Annotated in this window: 17 protein-coding genes and 1 tRNA gene; 17 read left to right on the forward strand and 1 reads right to left on the reverse strand. The window is 53.2% G+C overall.

What is annotated here, in order from left to right:
* Positions 1 to 208 precede the first annotated feature (208 nt).
* The 17 genes from flgB (at position 209) to secF (ending at position 17,321) form a co-directional block, all read left to right on the forward strand.
* Positions 209 to 607 carry a flagellar basal body rod protein FlgB gene (gene flgB / locus ACTHYN_RS06520; protein WP_441811665.1) on the forward strand — a complete coding sequence of 133 codons (399 nt, stop codon included), beginning with the start codon at positions 209 to 211 and terminating at the stop codon, positions 605 to 607.
* Positions 608 to 640: 33 nt separating this feature from the next.
* Positions 641 to 1,093, forward strand: a complete 453-nt coding sequence (gene flgC / locus ACTHYN_RS06525) for a flagellar basal body rod protein FlgC (protein ID WP_441811666.1) — start codon at positions 641 to 643, stop codon at positions 1,091 to 1,093.
* A gap of 18 nt (positions 1,094 to 1,111) precedes the next feature.
* Positions 1,112 to 1,789, forward strand: a complete 678-nt coding sequence (locus ACTHYN_RS06530) for a flagellar hook assembly protein FlgD (protein WP_441811667.1) — start codon at positions 1,112 to 1,114, stop codon at positions 1,787 to 1,789.
* A gap of 26 nt (positions 1,790 to 1,815) precedes the next feature.
* Entirely contained in the window at positions 1,816 to 3,699 is a 1,884-nt protein-coding gene (locus tag ACTHYN_RS06535; protein ID WP_441811668.1) for a flagellar hook-basal body complex protein, read from the forward strand.
* Positions 3,700 to 3,786: 87 nt separating this feature from the next.
* A complete protein-coding gene (locus ACTHYN_RS06540; protein ID WP_441811669.1) occupies positions 3,787 to 4,539 on the forward strand; it encodes a flagellar basal body rod protein FlgF in 753 nt (250 codons plus the stop codon).
* 92 nt (positions 4,540 to 4,631) lie between these two features.
* Complete coding sequence (gene flgG, locus ACTHYN_RS06545) at positions 4,632 to 5,420, forward strand: flagellar basal-body rod protein FlgG (RefSeq protein ID WP_441811670.1); 789 nt, start codon at positions 4,632 to 4,634, stop codon at positions 5,418 to 5,420.
* A 59-nt stretch (positions 5,421 to 5,479) separates the two neighbouring features.
* Positions 5,480 to 6,181, forward strand: a complete 702-nt coding sequence (gene flgH, locus ACTHYN_RS06550; RefSeq protein ID WP_441811671.1) for a flagellar basal body L-ring protein FlgH — start codon at positions 5,480 to 5,482, stop codon at positions 6,179 to 6,181.
* Positions 6,178 to 7,275, forward strand: a complete 1,098-nt coding sequence (locus ACTHYN_RS06555; RefSeq protein ID WP_441811672.1) for a flagellar basal body P-ring protein FlgI — start codon at positions 6,178 to 6,180, stop codon at positions 7,273 to 7,275. Before flgH ends, ACTHYN_RS06555 begins: the two co-directional genes overlap by 4 nt.
* Positions 7,276 to 7,283: 8 nt before the next feature.
* Positions 7,284 to 8,270 (forward strand): flagellar assembly peptidoglycan hydrolase FlgJ, encoded by a 987-nt coding sequence (gene flgJ, locus ACTHYN_RS06560; RefSeq protein ID WP_441811673.1) that lies wholly within the window; start codon positions 7,284 to 7,286, stop codon positions 8,268 to 8,270.
* Between the two features lie 5 nt (positions 8,271 to 8,275).
* On the forward strand, positions 8,276 to 10,315 hold the full coding sequence (gene flgK / locus ACTHYN_RS06565; protein WP_441811674.1) for a flagellar hook-associated protein FlgK: 2,040 nt from the start codon (positions 8,276 to 8,278) through the stop codon (positions 10,313 to 10,315).
* 18 nt (positions 10,316 to 10,333) lie between these two features.
* The gene (gene flgL / locus ACTHYN_RS06570; protein ID WP_441811675.1) at positions 10,334 to 11,554 is read left to right on the forward strand and encodes a flagellar hook-associated protein FlgL; all 1,221 of its coding nucleotides are present in this window, start codon (positions 10,334 to 10,336) and stop codon (positions 11,552 to 11,554) included.
* Between the two features lie 79 nt (positions 11,555 to 11,633).
* A tRNA-Leu gene (locus tag ACTHYN_RS06575) sits at positions 11,634 to 11,720 on the forward strand.
* Positions 11,721 to 11,761: 41 nt separating this feature from the next.
* Complete coding sequence (gene queA, locus ACTHYN_RS06580; RefSeq protein WP_441811676.1) at positions 11,762 to 12,874, forward strand: tRNA preQ1(34) S-adenosylmethionine ribosyltransferase-isomerase QueA; 1,113 nt, start codon at positions 11,762 to 11,764, stop codon at positions 12,872 to 12,874.
* Positions 12,875 to 12,888: 14 nt separating this feature from the next.
* The gene (gene tgt, locus ACTHYN_RS06585; protein WP_441811706.1) at positions 12,889 to 14,010 is read left to right on the forward strand and encodes a tRNA guanosine(34) transglycosylase Tgt; all 1,122 of its coding nucleotides are present in this window, start codon (positions 12,889 to 12,891) and stop codon (positions 14,008 to 14,010) included.
* Between the two features lie 30 nt (positions 14,011 to 14,040).
* On the forward strand, positions 14,041 to 14,403 hold the full coding sequence (yajC, locus tag ACTHYN_RS06590) for a preprotein translocase subunit YajC (RefSeq protein ID WP_441811677.1): 363 nt from the start codon (positions 14,041 to 14,043) through the stop codon (positions 14,401 to 14,403).
* 94 nt (positions 14,404 to 14,497) lie between these two features.
* The gene (secD, locus tag ACTHYN_RS06595; protein ID WP_441811678.1) at positions 14,498 to 16,372 is read left to right on the forward strand and encodes a protein translocase subunit SecD; all 1,875 of its coding nucleotides are present in this window, start codon (positions 14,498 to 14,500) and stop codon (positions 16,370 to 16,372) included.
* Positions 16,365 to 17,321 (forward strand): protein translocase subunit SecF, encoded by a 957-nt coding sequence (gene secF, locus ACTHYN_RS06600; protein ID WP_441811679.1) that lies wholly within the window; start codon positions 16,365 to 16,367, stop codon positions 17,319 to 17,321. The genes secD and secF overlap by 8 nt, the downstream gene beginning before the upstream one ends.
* A gap of 79 nt (positions 17,322 to 17,400) precedes the next feature.
* On the opposite strand, the gene ACTHYN_RS06605 is transcribed toward secF, so the two are convergent.
* On the reverse strand, positions 17,401 to 18,201 hold the full coding sequence (locus ACTHYN_RS06605; protein WP_441811680.1) for an inositol monophosphatase family protein: 801 nt from the start codon (positions 18,199 to 18,201) through the stop codon (positions 17,401 to 17,403).
* Positions 18,202 to 18,209 lie beyond the last annotated feature (8 nt).

Here is an 18,209-nt window from a genome sequence, read left to right on the forward strand (position 1 = left end):
CCACTGCCGATGGTGGGGGAAGCAGCTTGCCGCTTTCATTGTTGTTTGCCGTTTTCTTTCCCTTCTTTATACCTCTTTTGCCCCGCACCCTGCTGTAAACGCCCGAATTCAACGGCCCCGAAAAAACTGGCATTAGCATTGCTTTAATCATGGCATAGAACAAAACCGGCAAGGCCCAAGTCGCCGGCGACAAGCATTCGGAGGTTACATGGCGATCACTTTTGACAAGGCTCTCGGCATTCATCAACACGCGCTGGAAGCCAGAGTAAAGCGGGCTGAGGTTTTGGCCAACAATATGGCAAACGCCGATACGCCTGGCTTCAAGGCGAGGGGTGTGGATTTTCAGGCAATGATGCAAAAGGCCCAGGACAACATGAGCGGCTTTGGCATGGAAAAAACCCATGCAGCCCATATGGATACGTCGGCAGGCGCCGGAGATTCAGATTTGCTTTACCGGGTGCCAAACCAGCCTTCAGTGGATGGTAATACGGTTGACGCTCAGGCAGAACAGTCTCGCTTCATGCGTAACGCCATGGATTATCAAGCCAGTTTTCAGTTTCTGAACAGCAAGTTTACCGGCCTGACGAAAGCCATCAAAGGCGAGTAAACGCCGTTTCACGATTAGCGAAGGAGAGACATCATGTCACTGGGCAGCATCTTTGACATCGCCGGTTCCGGCATGACAGCGCAATCGTTGCGGCTGAACACTACCGCCTCAAACATTGCCAACGCAGAGACCGCAAGTTCGAGCACAGATACCACTTACCGCGCACGCAAACCGGTTTTCTCGGCTGTTCAGCAGTCACTGCTGAACCCGGACCAACAGGGCCCGCTGGGTGCCCGGACAGAAGAAGGGGCAGGGGCGGGGGTTCGCGTAGACGGCATTATTGAAAGTGACGCCGAGTTGCAGATGCGCTATGAGCCTCAACATCCGGCAGCTAACGAAGACGGCTATGTATTTTACCCCAATGTGAATGTGGTGGAAGAAATGGCAGACATGATGTCTTCCTCAAGAAGCTTTCAGATGAACGTGGATATTATGAACACGGCCAAATCCATGATGCAGCGCATCCTGACACTTGGTCAGCAGTAACGGGGCGAGGGCCGAATCATGAGTGCAGTTAACGCAACACAAGCCACTGATGTGCTGGGTAATTACAGATCCCAGACGCAGGGTGCTGCCGGGGGCAATGGCGAGCTTGGCAAGAACGAGTTCATGGAATTAATGCTGGCGCAGCTTAAACACCAGAACCCGTTGGAGCCCCAGGATAACGGCGAGTTTATTTCCCAGCTTGCACAGTTCAGTTCGCTGGAAGAAATGCAGGCGCTGTCGGGCAGGGTAGATGATGTTGTTGGGCAGTTCCGCTCTACTCAAGCGCTTCAGGCATCGGCGATGGTTGGCAAAACCGTTCTGGCACCCTCTGAAGTGGGCATTTTGGGGGCCGAAGGCGAGATTTCCGGCAACATCCAGGTCCCCGCTTCTACGGGCGGTGTGCGGTTGTCTATCCAGAATCCAGAGGGCGAATTGGTGCGCCAAATTGATCTTGGCAGCAGCTCGGCGGGTGTGAAATCGTTCAGCTGGGATGGCAAGGATGGCGACGGCAACAGCTTGCCGCCTGGCCCCTACAAGATTGTGGCTGAGGGGTCTTACCCTCAGGGTAGTGTGCAGCTCCCCGCGCTTGTCAGTGCCAATGTAGACAGTGTGTCCTTAGGCCAGGGTGGGTCCGTTACCCTTAACCTGGCGGGCATGGGTTCTATTGCACTTTCAGATGTTAAACAAATTAAATAATACCGGTGTCAGATCAGGGGTAAGTTATGGCTTTTAATACAGGGCTCAGTGGCCTTAGGGCGGCAGCGGTAGATCTGGACGTAACTGGCAATAATATTGCCAACGCCAGCACCGTTGGGTTTAAGAGTAGCCGTGTGCAATTCGGCGATTTGTACGCCAGTGGCTTTCTGAGCTCTGGCAGCAACCCGGTTGGTGACGGCGTGAATGTTCAGGACGTAAAGCAATCATTTGGTCAGGGTAATATCAGCTTTACAGATAATGGCCTGGATATGGCCATTGAGGGCGATGGCTTCTTTGTTCTGAATAATGGGGGCGAAACTCGATACTCACGAGCTGGCCAGTTCACCATTGATAAAGATGGCTTTGTGGTGAATAACCAGTCCATGCGGGTTCAAGGTTACACTGCCGATGGCGATGGTAATCTTTCGGGAATTCGTGGTGATCTGGAAATTACGACTGATAATCTGGCACCACGTCGCACCACCAACCTGCGCTCTGAGCTGAACCTGGATTCCCGGGAGTCGGTACTTGAGTCTCGGGTGCGTGATGTGGGGCCGTTGGCATTTGGTGATGTTAACGGCGAGCAATTTAAGGTGACATACACCGACGGAACCCCCGCCTATTCGGTGGACTTAACGGGTGCGACTACTGCCCGCGAGATTGCCGGTAAGTTAACAGATGCACCTGGGTTGAGTGCTTCAGCGACTACAGCCGCGAACGTGGCGCTTACCGACGCGGATATTACAACGGCAGGCACGGCGTTCACGTTCGACCTTAAAATTAATGGGGCATCGCTTCAGCTGGATACCAGTAACGTGAACAGCCTTGAAGATCTCAAGGCTGCGATCAATGACTCAAACGATACCGCTATCTCTGCCGCTATTGTGGATGATGGTACTGGCACTAACACCAATGTGCTGCGTGTTAGCCATAACCAGGGTGAGAACCTTGATATCACGTACACTGGTGGCGCGGTCTCGGAAACCGGCGATATTAATGTAACTGGCGACCGCACAATTGCAGGTGTTGCGGCGACTGGAGGCTCTGGCAATAATTTTGCGACCGAGTATGGCCAGTCTCCCATTCGAATAACCAACGAATTTAACCCGCAGGATCAGCGTACTTATAACCACGCTACCTCAACGTCAATTTTCGATAGCCTGGGTAATTCCCATGAACTCACTCAGTTTTTCGTGAAAGAGCCCTCGCCGGGAAGCGGTGTGGGGGTGAGCGAGTGGTCGGTTTACCTGCAAATCGACGGTGAGATGGTTGCCGGTACTGATTCAACACCTTATACCGCAAGGTTTGATCAGGACGGTACCCTGCAGTCGATTAACGGTGATGCCAGTGGCGAAATTGTAATCACTGATTGGGTTCCCAAGGATAAAGACGGCCAGCCTAACGGTGCCGACGGCCCGCCAGCTGCAGGTGCCGCAGTTACTACTCCAATTCCAGACCCACCCACTACCTCAGCTTTTGTGCTTAGTTTGGGTGACACTACCCAGTATGGTGCCACGTTTGGCGTTGATGATCAGAGTCAGAATGGTTACACCACCGGCCGCTTGTCTGGTCTGGATGTGTCCAGGCAGGGCGTTCTGTTTGCCCGTTACACCAATGGCCAATCCACCGCTCTTGGGCAGGTTGCACTGGCTTCTTTCAGCAATACCGACGGGCTATCACCGGTGGGGGATACCAGCTGGGTTGAAACCTTCGAGTCTGGCCAGCCAGTTATTGGTAAGCCTGATACCGGAACGTTAGGTGGCATAAAGGCCAGCTCGGTTGAGGAATCCAACGTTGATCTTTCCGGTGAGTTGGTGAACCTGATCATTGCGCAGCGTAACTATCAGGCCAACGCCAAGACAATTGAAACCTCCGATGCCGTCACTCAGACCATCATCAACCTTCGCTAACCGGCTTTGAAGTAAATATGGCATGACTCCTGCAATAACGTCTGAAAGAGTACTGGAAACAGTCAAAATTCCGGCAGGAGTTGTCCCATGGACAAAGCACTTTATATCGGTATGTCTGGCGCCAAGCAGAATATGCTGTCCCAGCGTGCCCATGCCAATAATTTAGCCAACGTAAACACCACCGGCTTTAAGAAAGACTTCGCCCAGGCGCGCAGCATGCCAGTGTTCGGAGAACACCATCCTACCCGTGCCTATGCCATGGCGGAGCGGCCAGGAACTGATCTTTCTGCCGGGGCTCTGATGCAAACCGGCCGCAAAATGGACGTTGCTCTGGAAGGTGAGGGCTGGCTGGCGATTCAAAACGACCTTGGCGAAGAAGTTTTCACCCGCTCCGGAAGCCTGCAAGTCGATGTAAACGGTCTAGTGCGGCTTGCCGGTGGCGAAATGGTTCTGGGCAATGGTGGCCCGGTTGCACTCCCTCCTTTCGATAATGTCCAGATTGGCGCCGATGGCACTGTGTCCATCGTTCCTGTTGGTGGCCCACCGGATCAACTGGTTGAAGTGGATCGGTTAAAACTGGTCAATCCGGCCCGGGAATCGCTCGAGAAAGGTCTGGATGGGTTTATTCACCCCAAGCCCGGTCAGGCTGTTGAGGGTGGCGAGCCGGCAGACGGTGCGCTCCGTGTGGCTTCCGGTTTTCTGGAAAGCTCTAACGTGAATGCGGTGGAAGAAATGATCTCCAACCTTCAGTTGTCCCGCCAGTACGAGATGCAGGTGAAGGTTATGCGCACCGCAAACGAGAATTCCGAAGCAGCGGCACGACTGTTGCAAAACCTCTGATAGTTTTTTGAAAACAACGTAAAAACAAGGCTGGCCAGGCCAGAAGCGGCAAATTTTAGCCGCCTGCCAGACACCGGCAAGGAGTAATGACTATGCATCCGGCTCTTTGGGTTAGTAAGACCGGGCTAAGCGCCCAGGACACCAACATGTCGACCATCTCTAACAACCTGGCAAACGTGAACACCACGGGGTTCAAGCGTGATCGGGCGGTGTTTCAGGATTTGTTGTATCAGGTTAACAGGCAACCCGGTGGTATGAATACACAGAACTCGGAGCTGCCTTCAGGGTTGCAGCTGGGCACGGGTGTGCGAGTAGTTGGTACAGCCAAACAGTTCTCGCAAGGCAATCTTGAGGTTACCGAGCAACCTTTGGATCTGGCGGTAGACGGCCGTGGTTTTTTGCAGATCGCAATGCCGGATGGCCAGACAGCTTACACACGGGACGGCCAGTTCCAGCTTAACGCTGATGGCGATGTGGTCACTCCTGAAGGTTACCCGCTGGAGCCCAATATCAACATACCGGACAACGCCACCAGCGTCACTATTGGTAAAGACGGTACTGTTTCCGCTATTACGGATGACCAGGCCGCGCCCGTAGATCTTGGCCAGATTACGTTGGTTGATTTCATCAACCCGCAGGGGTTGCAGGCGATTGGCAACAACCTGTTCAAAGAAACCAATGCCAGTGGCGACCCTGCTGAAGGCGAGCCAGGGCTGGCCGGGCTAGGTTCACTGGAGCAGGGCATGGTGGAGTCTTCAAACGTGGAAGTTGTGGAAGAACTGGTGAACATGATCACCACACAGCGAGCTTATGAAATGAACTCAAAAGTGGTTTCTACAACCGACCAAATGCTCCAGTTCATTACTAACAACATCGGCTAAGGCTATGAAATGTCTGGCTTTGTGACACAAAGTGAGAGGCTAAGCGTGGGGAGTAACTCATGAAACTGACGACATCAACCTGGTTTGCCAGATCAGCCAGTACCTGCTTGCTGGTATGGATGCTTGTACTATTGCAGGGATGTACCGCCATGAGCCGGCCCCGTGCTGAACCGGATGACCCCGCCTACGCACCTGTGCGCGCCCAAGCCATGATGCAGCGCGATCCCGAGTCGGGAGCTATCTATCAAAACTCTCGTAATTACAATTTTTACGGCGATACCGTTGCCCTGAATATTGGTGACGTACTCACGGTGACTCTTAACGAATCAACCCGTGCGAGCAAGAATGCCGAAACCAAAATCAAGAAAGAAAACGACATATCTCTGCCGGAGCCCAATATTCTTGGCAAGGATAATATAGGCATTGCAACGTCTATCCAGAACGATCGGGACTTCCAAGGTAAAGCTGAGGCAGATCAGAGCAACAGCCTTGCGGGCAATATCACCGTTACAGTTGTTGAGGTGCTACCGAATGGCGTACTGAAGATTCGAGGTGAAAAGTGGTTGTCACTCACCAATGGTGATGAGTATGTACGGTTAACTGGTTTGGTGCGCCCACAGGATATCGACCCGGGTAACATGGTGGCTTCCAGCCGCATAGCAAATGCCCGCATTGCGTATGGCGGCACAGGCGATTTTGATCAGGCGAACCAGATGGGCTGGCTTGCACGGTTCTTTAACAGTGAGTGGTGGCCCCTATGATGTTACGTCGAGGCGTGGTGTTCTCGTTGCTGCTGGCTGTTTTGGCGTCACCGGTTATGGCTGACCGTCTGAAAGATCTGGCGCGGATAAAGGGGGTCCGTAACAACCAGCTTGTGGGGTACGGCCTGGTGGTTGGTCTTGACGGAACCGGCGATAAAGCGCCGTTTACCAATCAGACTTTCCGCAACATGATGAATCAATTTGGCATTACTTTGCCTGCCGGTGTAAACCCGAAGCTTGCCAACGTGGCAGCCGTTACCGTGAGTGCGACCTTGCCGCCCTTTGCTAAAGCGGGCCAGGAAATAGATATTACTGTGTCTTCTATTGGTAACGCAGACAGCTTGCGCGGCGGAACGCTGCTGATGGCTCCCCTGAAAGGTGCCGATAATAACGTTTATGCCATGGCCCAGGGCAGTCTTGTGGTTGGCGGGTTTGGAGCTCAAGGGCAGGACGGTTCGCGCATTACGGTGAACGTTCCCAGTGTTGGCCGCATTCCGAACGGCGCCACTATTGAGAGGGAAATAAAATCTCCTTTTACTCGCGGTGACACGATTACCTTCAATCTGATGCGCCCGGACTTTACAACCGCACGCCGTGTGGTCGAGGTGGTCAATCAGCACCTGGGGCCAGACATGGCCTATGCCCATGATGCAACGTCGATATCGGTACGTGCCCCTCGTGACCCGTCTCAACGTGTGAGCTTTCTTTCTATTCTGGAAAACCTTGAGGTAGACCCGGCAGACGACGCTGCAAAAGTGGTGATTAACAGCCGCACCGGCACCATTGTTGTGGGGCAGAACGTGAAGGTTAGCCCTGCGGCTGTGACCCACGGCAACCTTACCGTAACGATTCAGGAAAACCCCGAAGTGCAGCAGCCTAACCCGTTTGCGAATGGCACTACCGAAATTGAGCAGGACACGCAGATTGCTATTACTGAGGAACCGGCCCGCATGTTCAAGTTCGGGCCGACAATCACATTGAATGAAATCGTGCAGGCCGTAAACCAGGTAGGCGCAGCCCCCGGGGATGTAATGGCGGTACTGGAAGCACTGAAACAAGCTGGTGCGCTGCGCGCCGAGCTCATTGTTATTTAGGTGGCATGATGCAGGACTACCAGCTTCAGCAAGCGCGGGTATATACAGACTTCAGTGGACTGAATGCACTGAAAAATGGCGCTCGGGATGATAAGCAGGGCGCACTTGAGGAAGTTGCGCGCCAGTTTGAGAGTATTTTTGTGTCGGAAATGCTGAAGTCCATGCGCAAAGCCGGCGATGTGTTTGCGGAGGGTAATTACCTGAATACCAATCAGTCTGAAATGTACCGCGACATGTTCGACAGCCAGTTGAGTTTAACCATGTCTGGCGGGCAGGGCACCGGCCTTGCGGAAGCCCTGGTTCGGCAGTTGGGCAAAGATGTTCCCGGAGTCGATAAACAGGGTGGCACTTTGGCTTCGCACAAAACAACGCTGTCCGATTATGAGCGCAGTTTGCCAAGGCTGTCTCCCCGGCTGCCTGAGCGCGTGGAAGAGGTTAGTGGCGTTGCCGAGGCTAAAAATGAGATGCCTGCGGTAGAAGGCGTTGGCCCTGCGCCTGGCGAGTTCGACTCTCCGGAGCATTTTGTAAGCACGCTTTTGCCACTTGCAGAGAAGATTGCGGCAGACACCGGAATTAACCCGAAGCTTATGGTTGCACAGGCTGCCCTGGAAACCGGTTGGGGGCGCCACATGATAAAGGGCGACGGTAACCAGCCCAGCTACAATCTTTTCGGCATTAAAGCGGATAATCGCTGGCAGGGCGATTCTGTGTCCATCACTACCACAGAGTTTCGTGAAGGAGTGCCTATGAAAGAACGCGCAGACTTCCGTGCTTACCCGGATTACGAATCCAGCTTCCGGGATTATGTCTCGTTTTTAGAATCCAACCCCCGGTACCGCGACGTGCTTGCCAGTGCGGATCAGCCAAAGGTGTTTGCTGAAAAGCTTCAGCAAGCTGGCTACGCCACCGATCCACAGTATGGTGACAAGATCAATCGAATTATGAACCGCGAATCTCTAACGACACTATCAATGACTAACGGGGCCGGGGAGTAAGCATTATGGCGGGACTGATTGGTATTGGCCTCACAGGTATCCTTGGCCACCAGGGTGCCCTGAATACCACAGGCAACAACATTACCAACGCGAATACCCCCGGCTACAGCCGGCAGGAAGTGGTTTTCGAAACCCAGCAGGGCCAGCGCACCGGCGCCGGGAGCGTCGGTACGGGTGTCAGTATTTCGGAGATTCGCAGGCTGGCAAACGAGTATCTTGTGCAGCAGGTTCGTGAAGACTCCACGTTAACTGGCGAGCAGCAGACACTCAACACTGAACTCAGTCGGCTGGACAATCTGTTGGGCGGGGAGACTACGGGCCTTAACGGTGCCCTGAATAATTTCTTTGCAAGCTTGCAAAATGCTGCAGAAGATCCGGCCTCTTTGCCTCAGCGTCAGCTAGTGTTGAGTGAGGCCCAGCAGGTGGTTAATCGCTTTCAGGCACTGAACCAGGAGTTCATCCAACAGCGCGAATCTATAAAAACGCAAATGCAGCAGGGCGTGAAAGATGCCAACACCCTGATGAAAAATATTGCGGAGCTTAACCTGGCTATTTCTGAATCCCCTGGCCTGGCCCAAGGGAAAATGCCCAACGAGTTGCTGGATCAGCGGGACGAATCCTTACGAAAGCTGTCTGAGCTGGTCAATATTCGGGTCACGGAAACCGAGGGAAGTCAGGTAAACGTATCGCTTTCCAACGGGTTGTCATTGGTTGTTGGGCGTAATGCGGCGCAGCTTGGCACCCAGAATAGCGCAGAAGACCCTACCCGCCTTGAGTTCACGCTAACCAATGGTGGTCGCACCCTCAATATTGACGAGCAAATCACCGGCGGCGGGCTGGGTGGTCTAAAGCGTTTTGATAACGAGGCACTCAAGCCTGCATTTGATGAGCTGGGACGAATTGCTATCAGCATTTCTTCCGCCATGAATCACCAGCACGAAATCGGTATGGATCTTGCGGGCGAGCTGGGGGGGCTGTTTTTTTCCGATGTAAACGATCTGGCGGTTCAGAGAAGCCGGGTAGTGGCCAACGCCAACAATCAGCTGCCAAGAGACGGACAGCTGGCGGTGGAAATTACCGACAGCAGCAAACTGCCGGCCGGAAGCTGGACGCTGCAATTTGGCGGCGATGGGCGTAGCTTTGAGTTAATCGACAAGGCCTCCGGAAAAGTTGTCAATCAGGGCCGGTTGCCCGATCCGGTGGAATCGGAAATATCCATGCCCGGTTTTAATATCCGTATTGAAGGCGGCACCTTCAATGCTGGCGATAAGTACCTGATTCAGCCCAGCCGAAATGCAGCAGAGTCGATTAACCTGGAGGTTAGCCGGGAAGAAGATCTGGCGTTTGCCAGCCCGATACGAGCCACCACGGGTGAACAGAATACCGGCACCGGAGAAATCGATCAGGGCGCTATGCTGAACGTGCGTAACCCGTTTACCGGTTCTTTATTGCCTGGTTTTCAGAGCTCGGGAGAGTTGGCGAATGGCCCTCTGACCATCAAGTTCGATACAGACCCTAATGACCCTTCCGCTTTAACCTACACAGTAACCGGGCCGGGTGGCACAGTTGTGGGCACGCCGAATCAGCCCTATGACCCGGGCAAAACCAACACGGTGTTCAGTGGCGACCCGGCGGATGGCGATGACTACCAAGGGTTTCAGTTCAAGATCAAAGGTAAGCCGGCGGTAGGTGATTCCTTTGAAATCGGTTACAACGATAATGGCATTTCAGACAACCGCAATGCAGAGCTGTTGGCTGCGCTGGGCACTGCTAACACCATGAATGGCGGAACCCAGAGCTTCACAGAAGGCTATGCCGGTGTGGTAGAAGCTGTTGGCGTTAAAACCCGCCAGAGCCAGTTTGATCTGGAGGCGGGAAAAACCTTGCTGGAACAGTCGTCCGCTCAGCGCGAGTCGGTGTCGGGTGTGAACCTTGATGAGGAAGCCGGCAAGCTGATTCAGTTCCAGGCCGGTTATAACGCCTCTGCCCAGGTAATTTCGGTAGCTCAGGATTTGTTCAACACACTGTTGCAGACGTTCCGGTAACAGATGAGGTGATTTGGCATGATTAGAATTTCATCACAACAGGTATTCGCAAGCGGTATCAACCGGCTGCAAGAGCTGAACAGCAGCCTTAACAGTACGCAACAGCAGATATCTTCAGGCAAGCGTGTGAATAAACCGTCAGACGATCCTGTGGCTGCGGCTCGCATACTGAAGCTTGATCAGGAATTATCTCGGGTAAGCACCTATGAGCGTAACGTTAGCCTCGCAGATAACCGGCTGAAACAGGAGGAGAATTCGCTGGCAAGTGCCATTGATGTCATTCAACGTATTCGCGAGCTAACAGTGCAGGCAGGCAATGGGTCGCTATCCCCCAACGATCGCCAGTCTATTTCTTCAGAAATGAAAGAGCGGTTGGGGCAGCTAGCAAATCTTGCGAATACTCGTGATGCTTCGGGTGAGTATATTTTCAGCGGTTTTCAGGGGTCGGTTCAGGCGTTTCAGCAAAATGAAGAAGGCCAGTACGTTTATCAGGGAGACGAAGGTCAGCGGGTTCTGGAAATTGACGATGGTGTAACCGTGCCCATCAGTGACCACGGTAAGGGCATCTTTGTGGATATACCTGCGGCCGTTACCGGGAGCTACACTAATGATGCCTCCGGGGGATTCCTTTCTGGTGTGAAGGTAGTGAATGAAGCGGATTTGAACGCCGGTTTTAACGGCTCTCCCCCTGGCGATATCACCATTGAAGTAGACGCCGCCGGTAATATTCAAGCACAGGATATGAATGGAAATACCCTGCCTGTAGCTCCCCCCGTTTATGAAAGCGGCGAGCCCTTTGTAGTGGCTGGTGTTGAGGCGACGATATCCGACGTGACCGAAGGTGACGGCGATACGTTTACGTTGAATATAAACAAAAAACAGTCAGTGTTTGGCACCATAGAAAACCTGATTGCGGGGCTGGATTCTATGGAGAAGGGGACGCCCCAAGGCCAGGCAGCCTACGAAGACATGGTCGCCCAATCCCTGACCAATCTTGATAACGCTCAAGAGAGCATTGTTCTCAAGCAAACCGAACTTGGCGGCCGCATGAATGCTGTTGAATCCACCAAGGAATTTCTGGCAGATTCTTCTGTATACACAAACGAAATCCGCTCCCAGTTACAAGATGTGGATTACGCAGAGGCCATCAGCAATCTAAGCTTCCAGAGCTTTGTGTTGCAGGCGGCTCAGCAGTCATTTGCACAGGTGTCCCAGCTGTCTTTATTCGATCGATTATAATTTTTTGGGTTTGATAAAAAACTAGCGGCTTCTGGTGTTGCTTTCACGTTCAGGCTCAGTATAATTCCCCCTCTTCGTTGGCGGCGTGGTGAAATTGGTAGACACGACGGATTCAAAATCCGTTACTAGAAATAGTGTGGCGGTTCGAGTCCGCCCGCCGCTACCATATTCAAGTCGCGTAATGCGGCGTCGTGAACAGCCCGGTCCATGAACGTCTCCGATTTTCATTTTGAACTCCCGGACGAACTCATCGCCCGGTACCCCCTCAGGGAGCGCAGCGCTTCCCGCCTGTTATCACTAGATGGCATTACAGGCGATACCGCACATCGTTTTTTTACGGATCTCCCGGACTTACTCCAGCCCGGCGACCTTCTCGTTTTTAACGACACCCGTGTGATTCCCGCCCGCCTGTTTGGAAAGAAGGAAACCGGCGGCCAGGTTGAAGTGCTGGTAGAGCGCGTAACCGGTGAATGCGATCTGGTGGCCCATGTGCGCGCCTCTAAGGCACTGAAAGTGGGGCAAAGGGTAGTGCTTGAGGATGGCTCCGCGCTCCGTATGACCAGTCGTAGCGAGGCCCTGTTCCATTTTGAGAGCGAGGCTGAAGAGCCGGTTCTGGATCTGCTGGAACGCATAGGGCACATGCCTCTGCCGCCCTACATGGACAGGCCCGACGAATCAACCGATCGTGAGCGCTACCAGACCGTTTACGCCAGGGAGGCCGGTGCAGTCGCAGCTCCGACAGCCGGTTTGCATTTCGACGAAGCAGTGCTTGAGGCACTGAAAGCACGGGGCGTTGAGAGCACGTTTGTCACATTGCATGTGGGTGCGGGTACGTTTCAGCCAGTGCGGGTCGAAAATCTGGATGACCATGTTATGCATAGCGAAGTTGTGCATGTGTCTGAGGAGACTGTTGAAGCGGTTAACCGCGCCCGTGCCAGGGGTGGTCGTGTAGTTGCCGTTGGCACCACGTCTGTGAGGTCTCTTGAATCGGCAAGTCGTGGTGGTTGTTTGCGGCCGTTTCAGGGCGAAACCGATATTTTTATCTCTCCAGGTTACAGGTTTCAGACTGTTGATGCTTTGGTCACCAACTTTCATTTGCCCGAATCGACATTGATTATGCTGGTTAGTGCATTTGCAGGCTTTGAACATGTAAGGCGCGCTTATCAAAGTGCGATTGCCGAAAGATACCGCTTTTTCAGTTATGGCGATGCCATGTTTATCACCGGGCAAGAACTGAGCCGCGGTATGTTGCTTGGCGCACCGGAAAAGCCTGTCGAAGCTGACGGCTCAACATCATTAAACATCGGAGACAAGTCGTGAGCGAGTCCTGTTTCATGTCCTTTGAAAAACTCGGAGAAGATGGTCTTGCCCGGCGTGGCCGGCTTACATTTCCCCGTGGAACCGTTGAAACACCGGCTTTTATGCCGGTAGGCACCTATGGAACAGTTAAAGGAATGCTGCCCCGCGACATTCATGAAACCGGTGCAGAAATCATTCTGGGTAATACCTTCCATCTGATGTTACGCCCAGGCACAGAAGTTATAAAAGCCCACGGTGACCTGCACGATTTTACCCAGTGGAAAGGCCCGATCCTTACCGACTCGGGCGGCTTTCAGGTGTTCAGCCTCGGCGAAATGCGCAAGATCACTGAGCAGGAAGTGACCTTCCGCTCCCCGATAGACGGCTCGCCGGTTAAGCTGTCGCCAGAAATTGCGATTCAGGTTCAGCGCGACCTTGGGTCAGATATTGTGATGATCTTTGACGAGTGCACGCCGTACCCGGCCACGGAAAAACAGGCGAAGGACTCCATGGAGCTCTCGTTGCGCTGGGCAAAGCGCAGCAAAAATGCCCATGAAGGCAGCCCGTCTGCGTTGTTTGGTATTGTTCAGGGTGGCATGTACGAAGCGCTTCGAGACCGTTCTCTTGAGGGGCTTACCGACATTGGTTTCAATGGCTACGCCATTGGCGGGCTGTCTGTCGGCGAGCCAAAAGAGGATATGATTCGCATTCTGAACCACTTGACGCCCAGGATGCCCCAGGATAAGCCGCGCTACCTTATGGGTGTGGGTCGACCTGAAGATCTGGTGGAAGGGGTGCGTCGTGGCGTTGACATGTTTGACTGTGTGATGCCCACCAGAAATGCCCGCAATGGCTATCTGTTCACATCGACCGGAATCGTAAAGATCCGCAATGCACGGCACCGCCACGATCCCTCGCCCCTGGATGATCAGTGCGACTGTTATACCTGTGAGAACTTTTCGAGAAGTTACCTGCATCATCTGGATAAGTGTGGAGAAATGCTTGGCTCTCAGCTGAACACTATCCACAACTTACGCTACTACCAGAACCTCATGGCTGGATTGCGCGGGGCCATTGAAGCAGGTACATTGTCGGACTTTATAACTGACTTCTATGCTCTACGCGGCCAGACAGTGCCAGCCATGGGTAATGAGTAAATCCTTTTGCTTAATCAACGGAGAGTTTTGATGAAATCAATCAAGTTGTTGTTGGCCGGCCTTCTGGCAATGGTACCCGCTCTGGCCATGGCTCAGGACGGTGCTGCTGGCGGAATGGGCGTTATGGGCCAGGTGATTTTCTTCGCTGGCTTTATTCTGATTTTCTATTTCCTGATCTGGCGTCCGCAGTCCAAGCGTGCCAAAGAGCATAAGTCTTTGATGTCTGGCCTGAACAAGGGTGACGAAGTGGTTACCTCTGGCGGTATCGTTGGAAAGATTACCAAAGTCACTGATGATTTCATCGTTGTTGAAATTGCCGAGAACGTTGAAGTTAAAATACAGAAAGTAGCCGTTGCTGCCGCACTGCCGAAAGGTACGCTCAAAGACATCTGAGCAAGGACAATACGGCCGGCCCTGATACCCGTCGGCCTGAACCTTTCTGGATGAAACACCAAAGCCGGCTTTCGGGCCGGCTACAAGGGATCCCATGCTGAACAAGTACCCGCTTTGGAAAAACCTGGTTATCCTGGTCGCGATCGTGATCGGGTTTATCTACGCTTTACCCAACCTGTTTCCCGATGATTACGCTGTGCAGATCACTGGCGCTCGCAGCAGCACCGAAGTGGACTCTGCGGTGCTCGAAAGGGCTCTTGATGCGTTGGACTCGGAGGGCATTGAGGTTAAAAGCAGTACGCTTGAGGATCGGGATGCCCTTATCCGGTTAACCAATTCCGATGATCAGTTGCGTGCCCGCCCAACCGTCCAGGCCGTTTTGGGTAGAGACTATCTGGTTGCGTTGAATATGGCGCCATCCACACCGGCCTGGCTGAAAAAGCTGGGTGCCGGACCCATGAAACTGGGTCTCGACCTGCGAGGTGGTGTGCACTTCCTGCTGGAAGTGGACATGGATACCGCCGTCGGGCAGCGGCTTGATGCCGTATCTGGCCAGATTAAGCGGGAACTGCGTGAAGAGCGCATTCGTTACCGGGGCGGGGACGTTGAAGGCGACAGAGACATAGTGCTGAGTTTTCGTGATGAAGCCTCGCGCTCAGAAGCCTTTACGCTTATCAAGCGTCAGTACAGCGAGTTTCTACTGGATCAGACCATTGTTGAGGACGAGTTCCGGATTGTTCTTACCTTGTCTGAAGGAGAGGTCACTGCTATTCGCAAGTACGCTCTGGAGCAAAACCTGACGACCATCCGTAACCGTGTTAACGAGTTAGGGGTTGCAGAGCCGCTGGTTCAGCAGCAGGGCGCTAATCGGATTATTGTCGAACTCCCGGGTGTTCAGGATACCGCCCAGGCAAAGCGTGTTCTTGGTGCCACGGCGAACCTGGAATTCCGTATGGAAGCCCGCCCGGATGACCCGGCAAGCGAAACAGAGCAGTTCAGCTTTCGCGATGAGCCCCAACGCACTGCCCGGCTTGAGCGCGACACGATTGCCACTGGTAACAATGTAGCCAACGCACAGCAGGCTTTCGATGAGAATGGTCAGCCACAGGTCAGTATTACCATGGATTCTGTGGGTGGCGACTTGATGAACCGGGCTACGCGCAACGCCATTGGTCGGCGCATGGGCGTTCTGTTTATTGAGTTCCGGACCGAAACAGAAACGAAAATGGTAAACGGTGAGCCGGTAGAAACAGAAAAACGGGTGGTAGAGAAGGGTATTATCAGCCTGGCAACTGTTCAATCTGCGTTGGGTAGCAGCTTTCGTATCACCGGTCTGGATTCCATTCCAGAGGCGTCGGAACTTGCCTTGCTATTGCGTGCGGGCGCTTTGGCAGCGCCCATGTACTTTGTGCAAGAGCGCACCATCGGGCCAAGCCTGGGGCAGAAAAATATCGATGCTGGCATGATGTCCGTAGGGCTCGGCTTTATTCTCGTGCTGCTATACATGTTGGTTTATTACCGCGGATTCGGGCTAGTGGCGAATATCGCTCTCGCCGTCAACATGATGCTTCTTATTGCCTGCATGTCCATTCTCTCAGCCACGCTTACGCTGCCCGGTATCGCCGGTATCGTGTTAACGGTAGGTATGGCAGTGGATGCCAATGTATTGATATTTGAGCGTATTAAAGAGGAAATCAGAGGGGGTGTTTCACCACAGCTTGCCATTAATTCCGGCTACTCCCGTGCGTTTGTATCCATCTTTGATGCCAATATTACGACCCTGCTTGTGGCTGTCATCCTGTTTGCAATGGGCTCCGGCCCGGTAAAAGGCTTCGCGGTAACGCTGTGTATCGGGATTTTGACCTCAATGTTCTCCGGTCTGATGGTTAGCCGGAGTATCGTCAATATGGTTTATGGCGGCCGCAGGGTCGAGAAACTGTCGATCGGAGGAAAGCTCGCCAATGTCTGATGATCAGAAACAATCGTTTGATTTTATGGGGTTCCGGAAAATCGCTTCTGCAATCTCCATCGCTCTGGTCGTGGCGTCTATCGCACTTCTGGGTATTCGTGGTCTTAACTTCGGCATGGACTTTACCGGCGGTACATCGGTAGAGCTGGAATATGCGCAGGCGCCGGAACTGGATCAGGTTCGTTCCGCTCTTACCGGGGCAGGGTACGAACAGTTTGTCGTTCAGAATTTCGGTGCCGACACGATTGTGCTTGTGCGTTTGTCGGAAGCGGGTAATGACAAACTGGCGCAGGAAATTACCGGTGTTTTGAAAGCCGACGGCGATGATCTGAAACTGATAAGTTCCGAGTTTGTCGGGTCACAGGTGGGCGACGAGCTTAAAGAGGATAGTGGTCTGGGGCTTTTGATCGCGCTTGCGGTTGTGCTCATTTATGTGGGCATGCGGTTCCAGTTCAAGTTTGGTATTGCGTCGGTGGTGCCTTTGGCCCATGACGTTATTATTGTTCTCGGAATTTTCGCACTGTTTCAGTGGACGTTTGATCTTACCGTTCTTGCCGCTTCGCTGGCGATTATCGGCTACTCGTTGAACGACACCATTGTTGTGGCGGACCGCATTCGTGAGAATTTCCGAAAAATGCGGGTGGGTGATTCCTGGGAGATTATCAATGAATCTATCCATCAGACCATTGCACGTACCATAAATACCTCTGGTACCACCTTGGTGGTTTTGTTAGCCCTTTATTTCCTGGGTGGCGAAGCTATTAACAACTTTGCGCTGGCGCTGATTATCGGTGTCGTCGTGGGTACTTATTCATCTATTTATGTATCCGCTAACCTGTTGATGGTGATGGGTGTTTCCCGCGAGGATCTCATGGTTCCAGCGAAAGAGGGTGCAGCAGGCTCTGAAGAAGAGGATGAAGCTCCCCCGGAATGGCTTAATCGCATGTAAGGCAGAGCCGGGGTAATCCGCGGACACAAAAAAACCGCCACTTCTCAGTAGGCGGTTTTTTTGTGTCTGAACCCTGGCCTCAAGTGGGTATGCGGCCCCGGAACGGGTGCAGAATTTTCAGAACTTCCCGGAGTAACTTCGGGTTGGCAACCACCAGTTGGCGAGCCTTGTTTGTAGACGGGTTGCCTGAGAAATCGGCAGTGAGTGCACCAGATTCCATTGCCAGAGTTACACCTAGCTCCAGGTCTGCTGGTTCCGGACGGAATATAACGGCAGCATCCATCAGGCCCGCCGACACCCGTGCAATATCCAGCACCACGCAACCAGACGCGCGGAACACAGAAGAATTCCGGGCCAGCACTGCGGCCATTTCACCCCAAAGAAGCGGATTGTCGCTCTTGCGTGCCTGGTCTAGCAGGTTGGTTGAAAATGCTGCTTTATCAGCGTGTCTGATGTCAGACGCCCTTACTCTGCGGCTGTTCAATGCGGCACCGCGACCACGGCTGGCTGAATACTCTTCACCGGTAACCGGGTTGACCAGAAGAAGGTTTTCGGTGCGATTATTCTTCTTTTGCGCCAACGCCAGCGCAAACTCAGGGATGCCTCTGAGGAAGTTTTCGCGACCCATCACCGGAAAAATATGCCAGCTTCTCTCGCTGGTTCCGGCATCCGCCTCGTTTAGCGGTGCGATGCTATGATCCTTGTAAGCTTTTTCGAGTTGCTCGACAAAGTTGTCATAAATGGATTGCTCAACCCGGTCCAACTGGAGGCGACGTTCTTCATCGTCTTTTCCGATGGGCTCCTGGCGCTCAAAGTGGGCTTTAAGATAGTCCGACCCCTGGCGCGCGACGCGCAGGGCCATTTTAATAGCTGGTTGCATCTGAGTGA

It is taken from the genome of Marinobacter sp., assembly GCF_052091845.1.
Lineage (GTDB): Bacteria > Pseudomonadota > Gammaproteobacteria > Pseudomonadales > Oleiphilaceae > Marinobacter.

Excerpts from the sequence above, each read along its gene's own strand:
- ACTHYN_RS06555 (WP_441811672.1), top strand. The coding sequence starts at position 6,178 with ATGATGTTACGTCGAGGCGTGGTGTTCTCGTTGCTGCTGGCTGTTTTG.
- tgt (WP_441811706.1), top strand. The coding sequence starts at position 12,889 with ATGTCCTTTGAAAAACTCGGAGAAGATGGTCTTGCCCGGCGTGGCCGG.
- ACTHYN_RS06540 (WP_441811669.1), top strand. The coding sequence starts at position 3,787 with ATGGACAAAGCACTTTATATCGGTATGTCTGGCGCCAAGCAGAATATG.
- ACTHYN_RS06605 (WP_441811680.1), bottom strand. The coding sequence starts at position 18,201 with ATGCAACCAGCTATTAAAATGGCCCTGCGCGTCGCGCGCCAGGGGTCG.
- flgL (WP_441811675.1), top strand. The coding sequence starts at position 10,334 with ATGATTAGAATTTCATCACAACAGGTATTCGCAAGCGGTATCAACCGG.
- queA (WP_441811676.1), top strand. The coding sequence starts at position 11,762 with ATGAACGTCTCCGATTTTCATTTTGAACTCCCGGACGAACTCATCGCC.
- ACTHYN_RS06535 (WP_441811668.1), top strand. The coding sequence starts at position 1,816 with ATGGCTTTTAATACAGGGCTCAGTGGCCTTAGGGCGGCAGCGGTAGAT.
- flgC (WP_441811666.1), top strand. The coding sequence starts at position 641 with ATGTCACTGGGCAGCATCTTTGACATCGCCGGTTCCGGCATGACAGCG.
- flgH (WP_441811671.1), top strand. The coding sequence starts at position 5,480 with ATGAAACTGACGACATCAACCTGGTTTGCCAGATCAGCCAGTACCTGC.
- flgG (WP_441811670.1), top strand. The coding sequence starts at position 4,632 with ATGCATCCGGCTCTTTGGGTTAGTAAGACCGGGCTAAGCGCCCAGGAC.
- secF (WP_441811679.1), top strand. The coding sequence starts at position 16,365 with ATGTCTGATGATCAGAAACAATCGTTTGATTTTATGGGGTTCCGGAAA.
- secD (WP_441811678.1), top strand. The coding sequence starts at position 14,498 with ATGCTGAACAAGTACCCGCTTTGGAAAAACCTGGTTATCCTGGTCGCG.
- flgK (WP_441811674.1), top strand. The coding sequence starts at position 8,276 with ATGGCGGGACTGATTGGTATTGGCCTCACAGGTATCCTTGGCCACCAG.
- ACTHYN_RS06530 (WP_441811667.1), top strand. The coding sequence starts at position 1,112 with ATGAGTGCAGTTAACGCAACACAAGCCACTGATGTGCTGGGTAATTAC.
- flgB (WP_441811665.1), top strand. The coding sequence starts at position 209 with ATGGCGATCACTTTTGACAAGGCTCTCGGCATTCATCAACACGCGCTG.
- flgJ (WP_441811673.1), top strand. The coding sequence starts at position 7,284 with ATGCAGGACTACCAGCTTCAGCAAGCGCGGGTATATACAGACTTCAGT.
- yajC (WP_441811677.1), top strand. The coding sequence starts at position 14,041 with ATGAAATCAATCAAGTTGTTGTTGGCCGGCCTTCTGGCAATGGTACCC.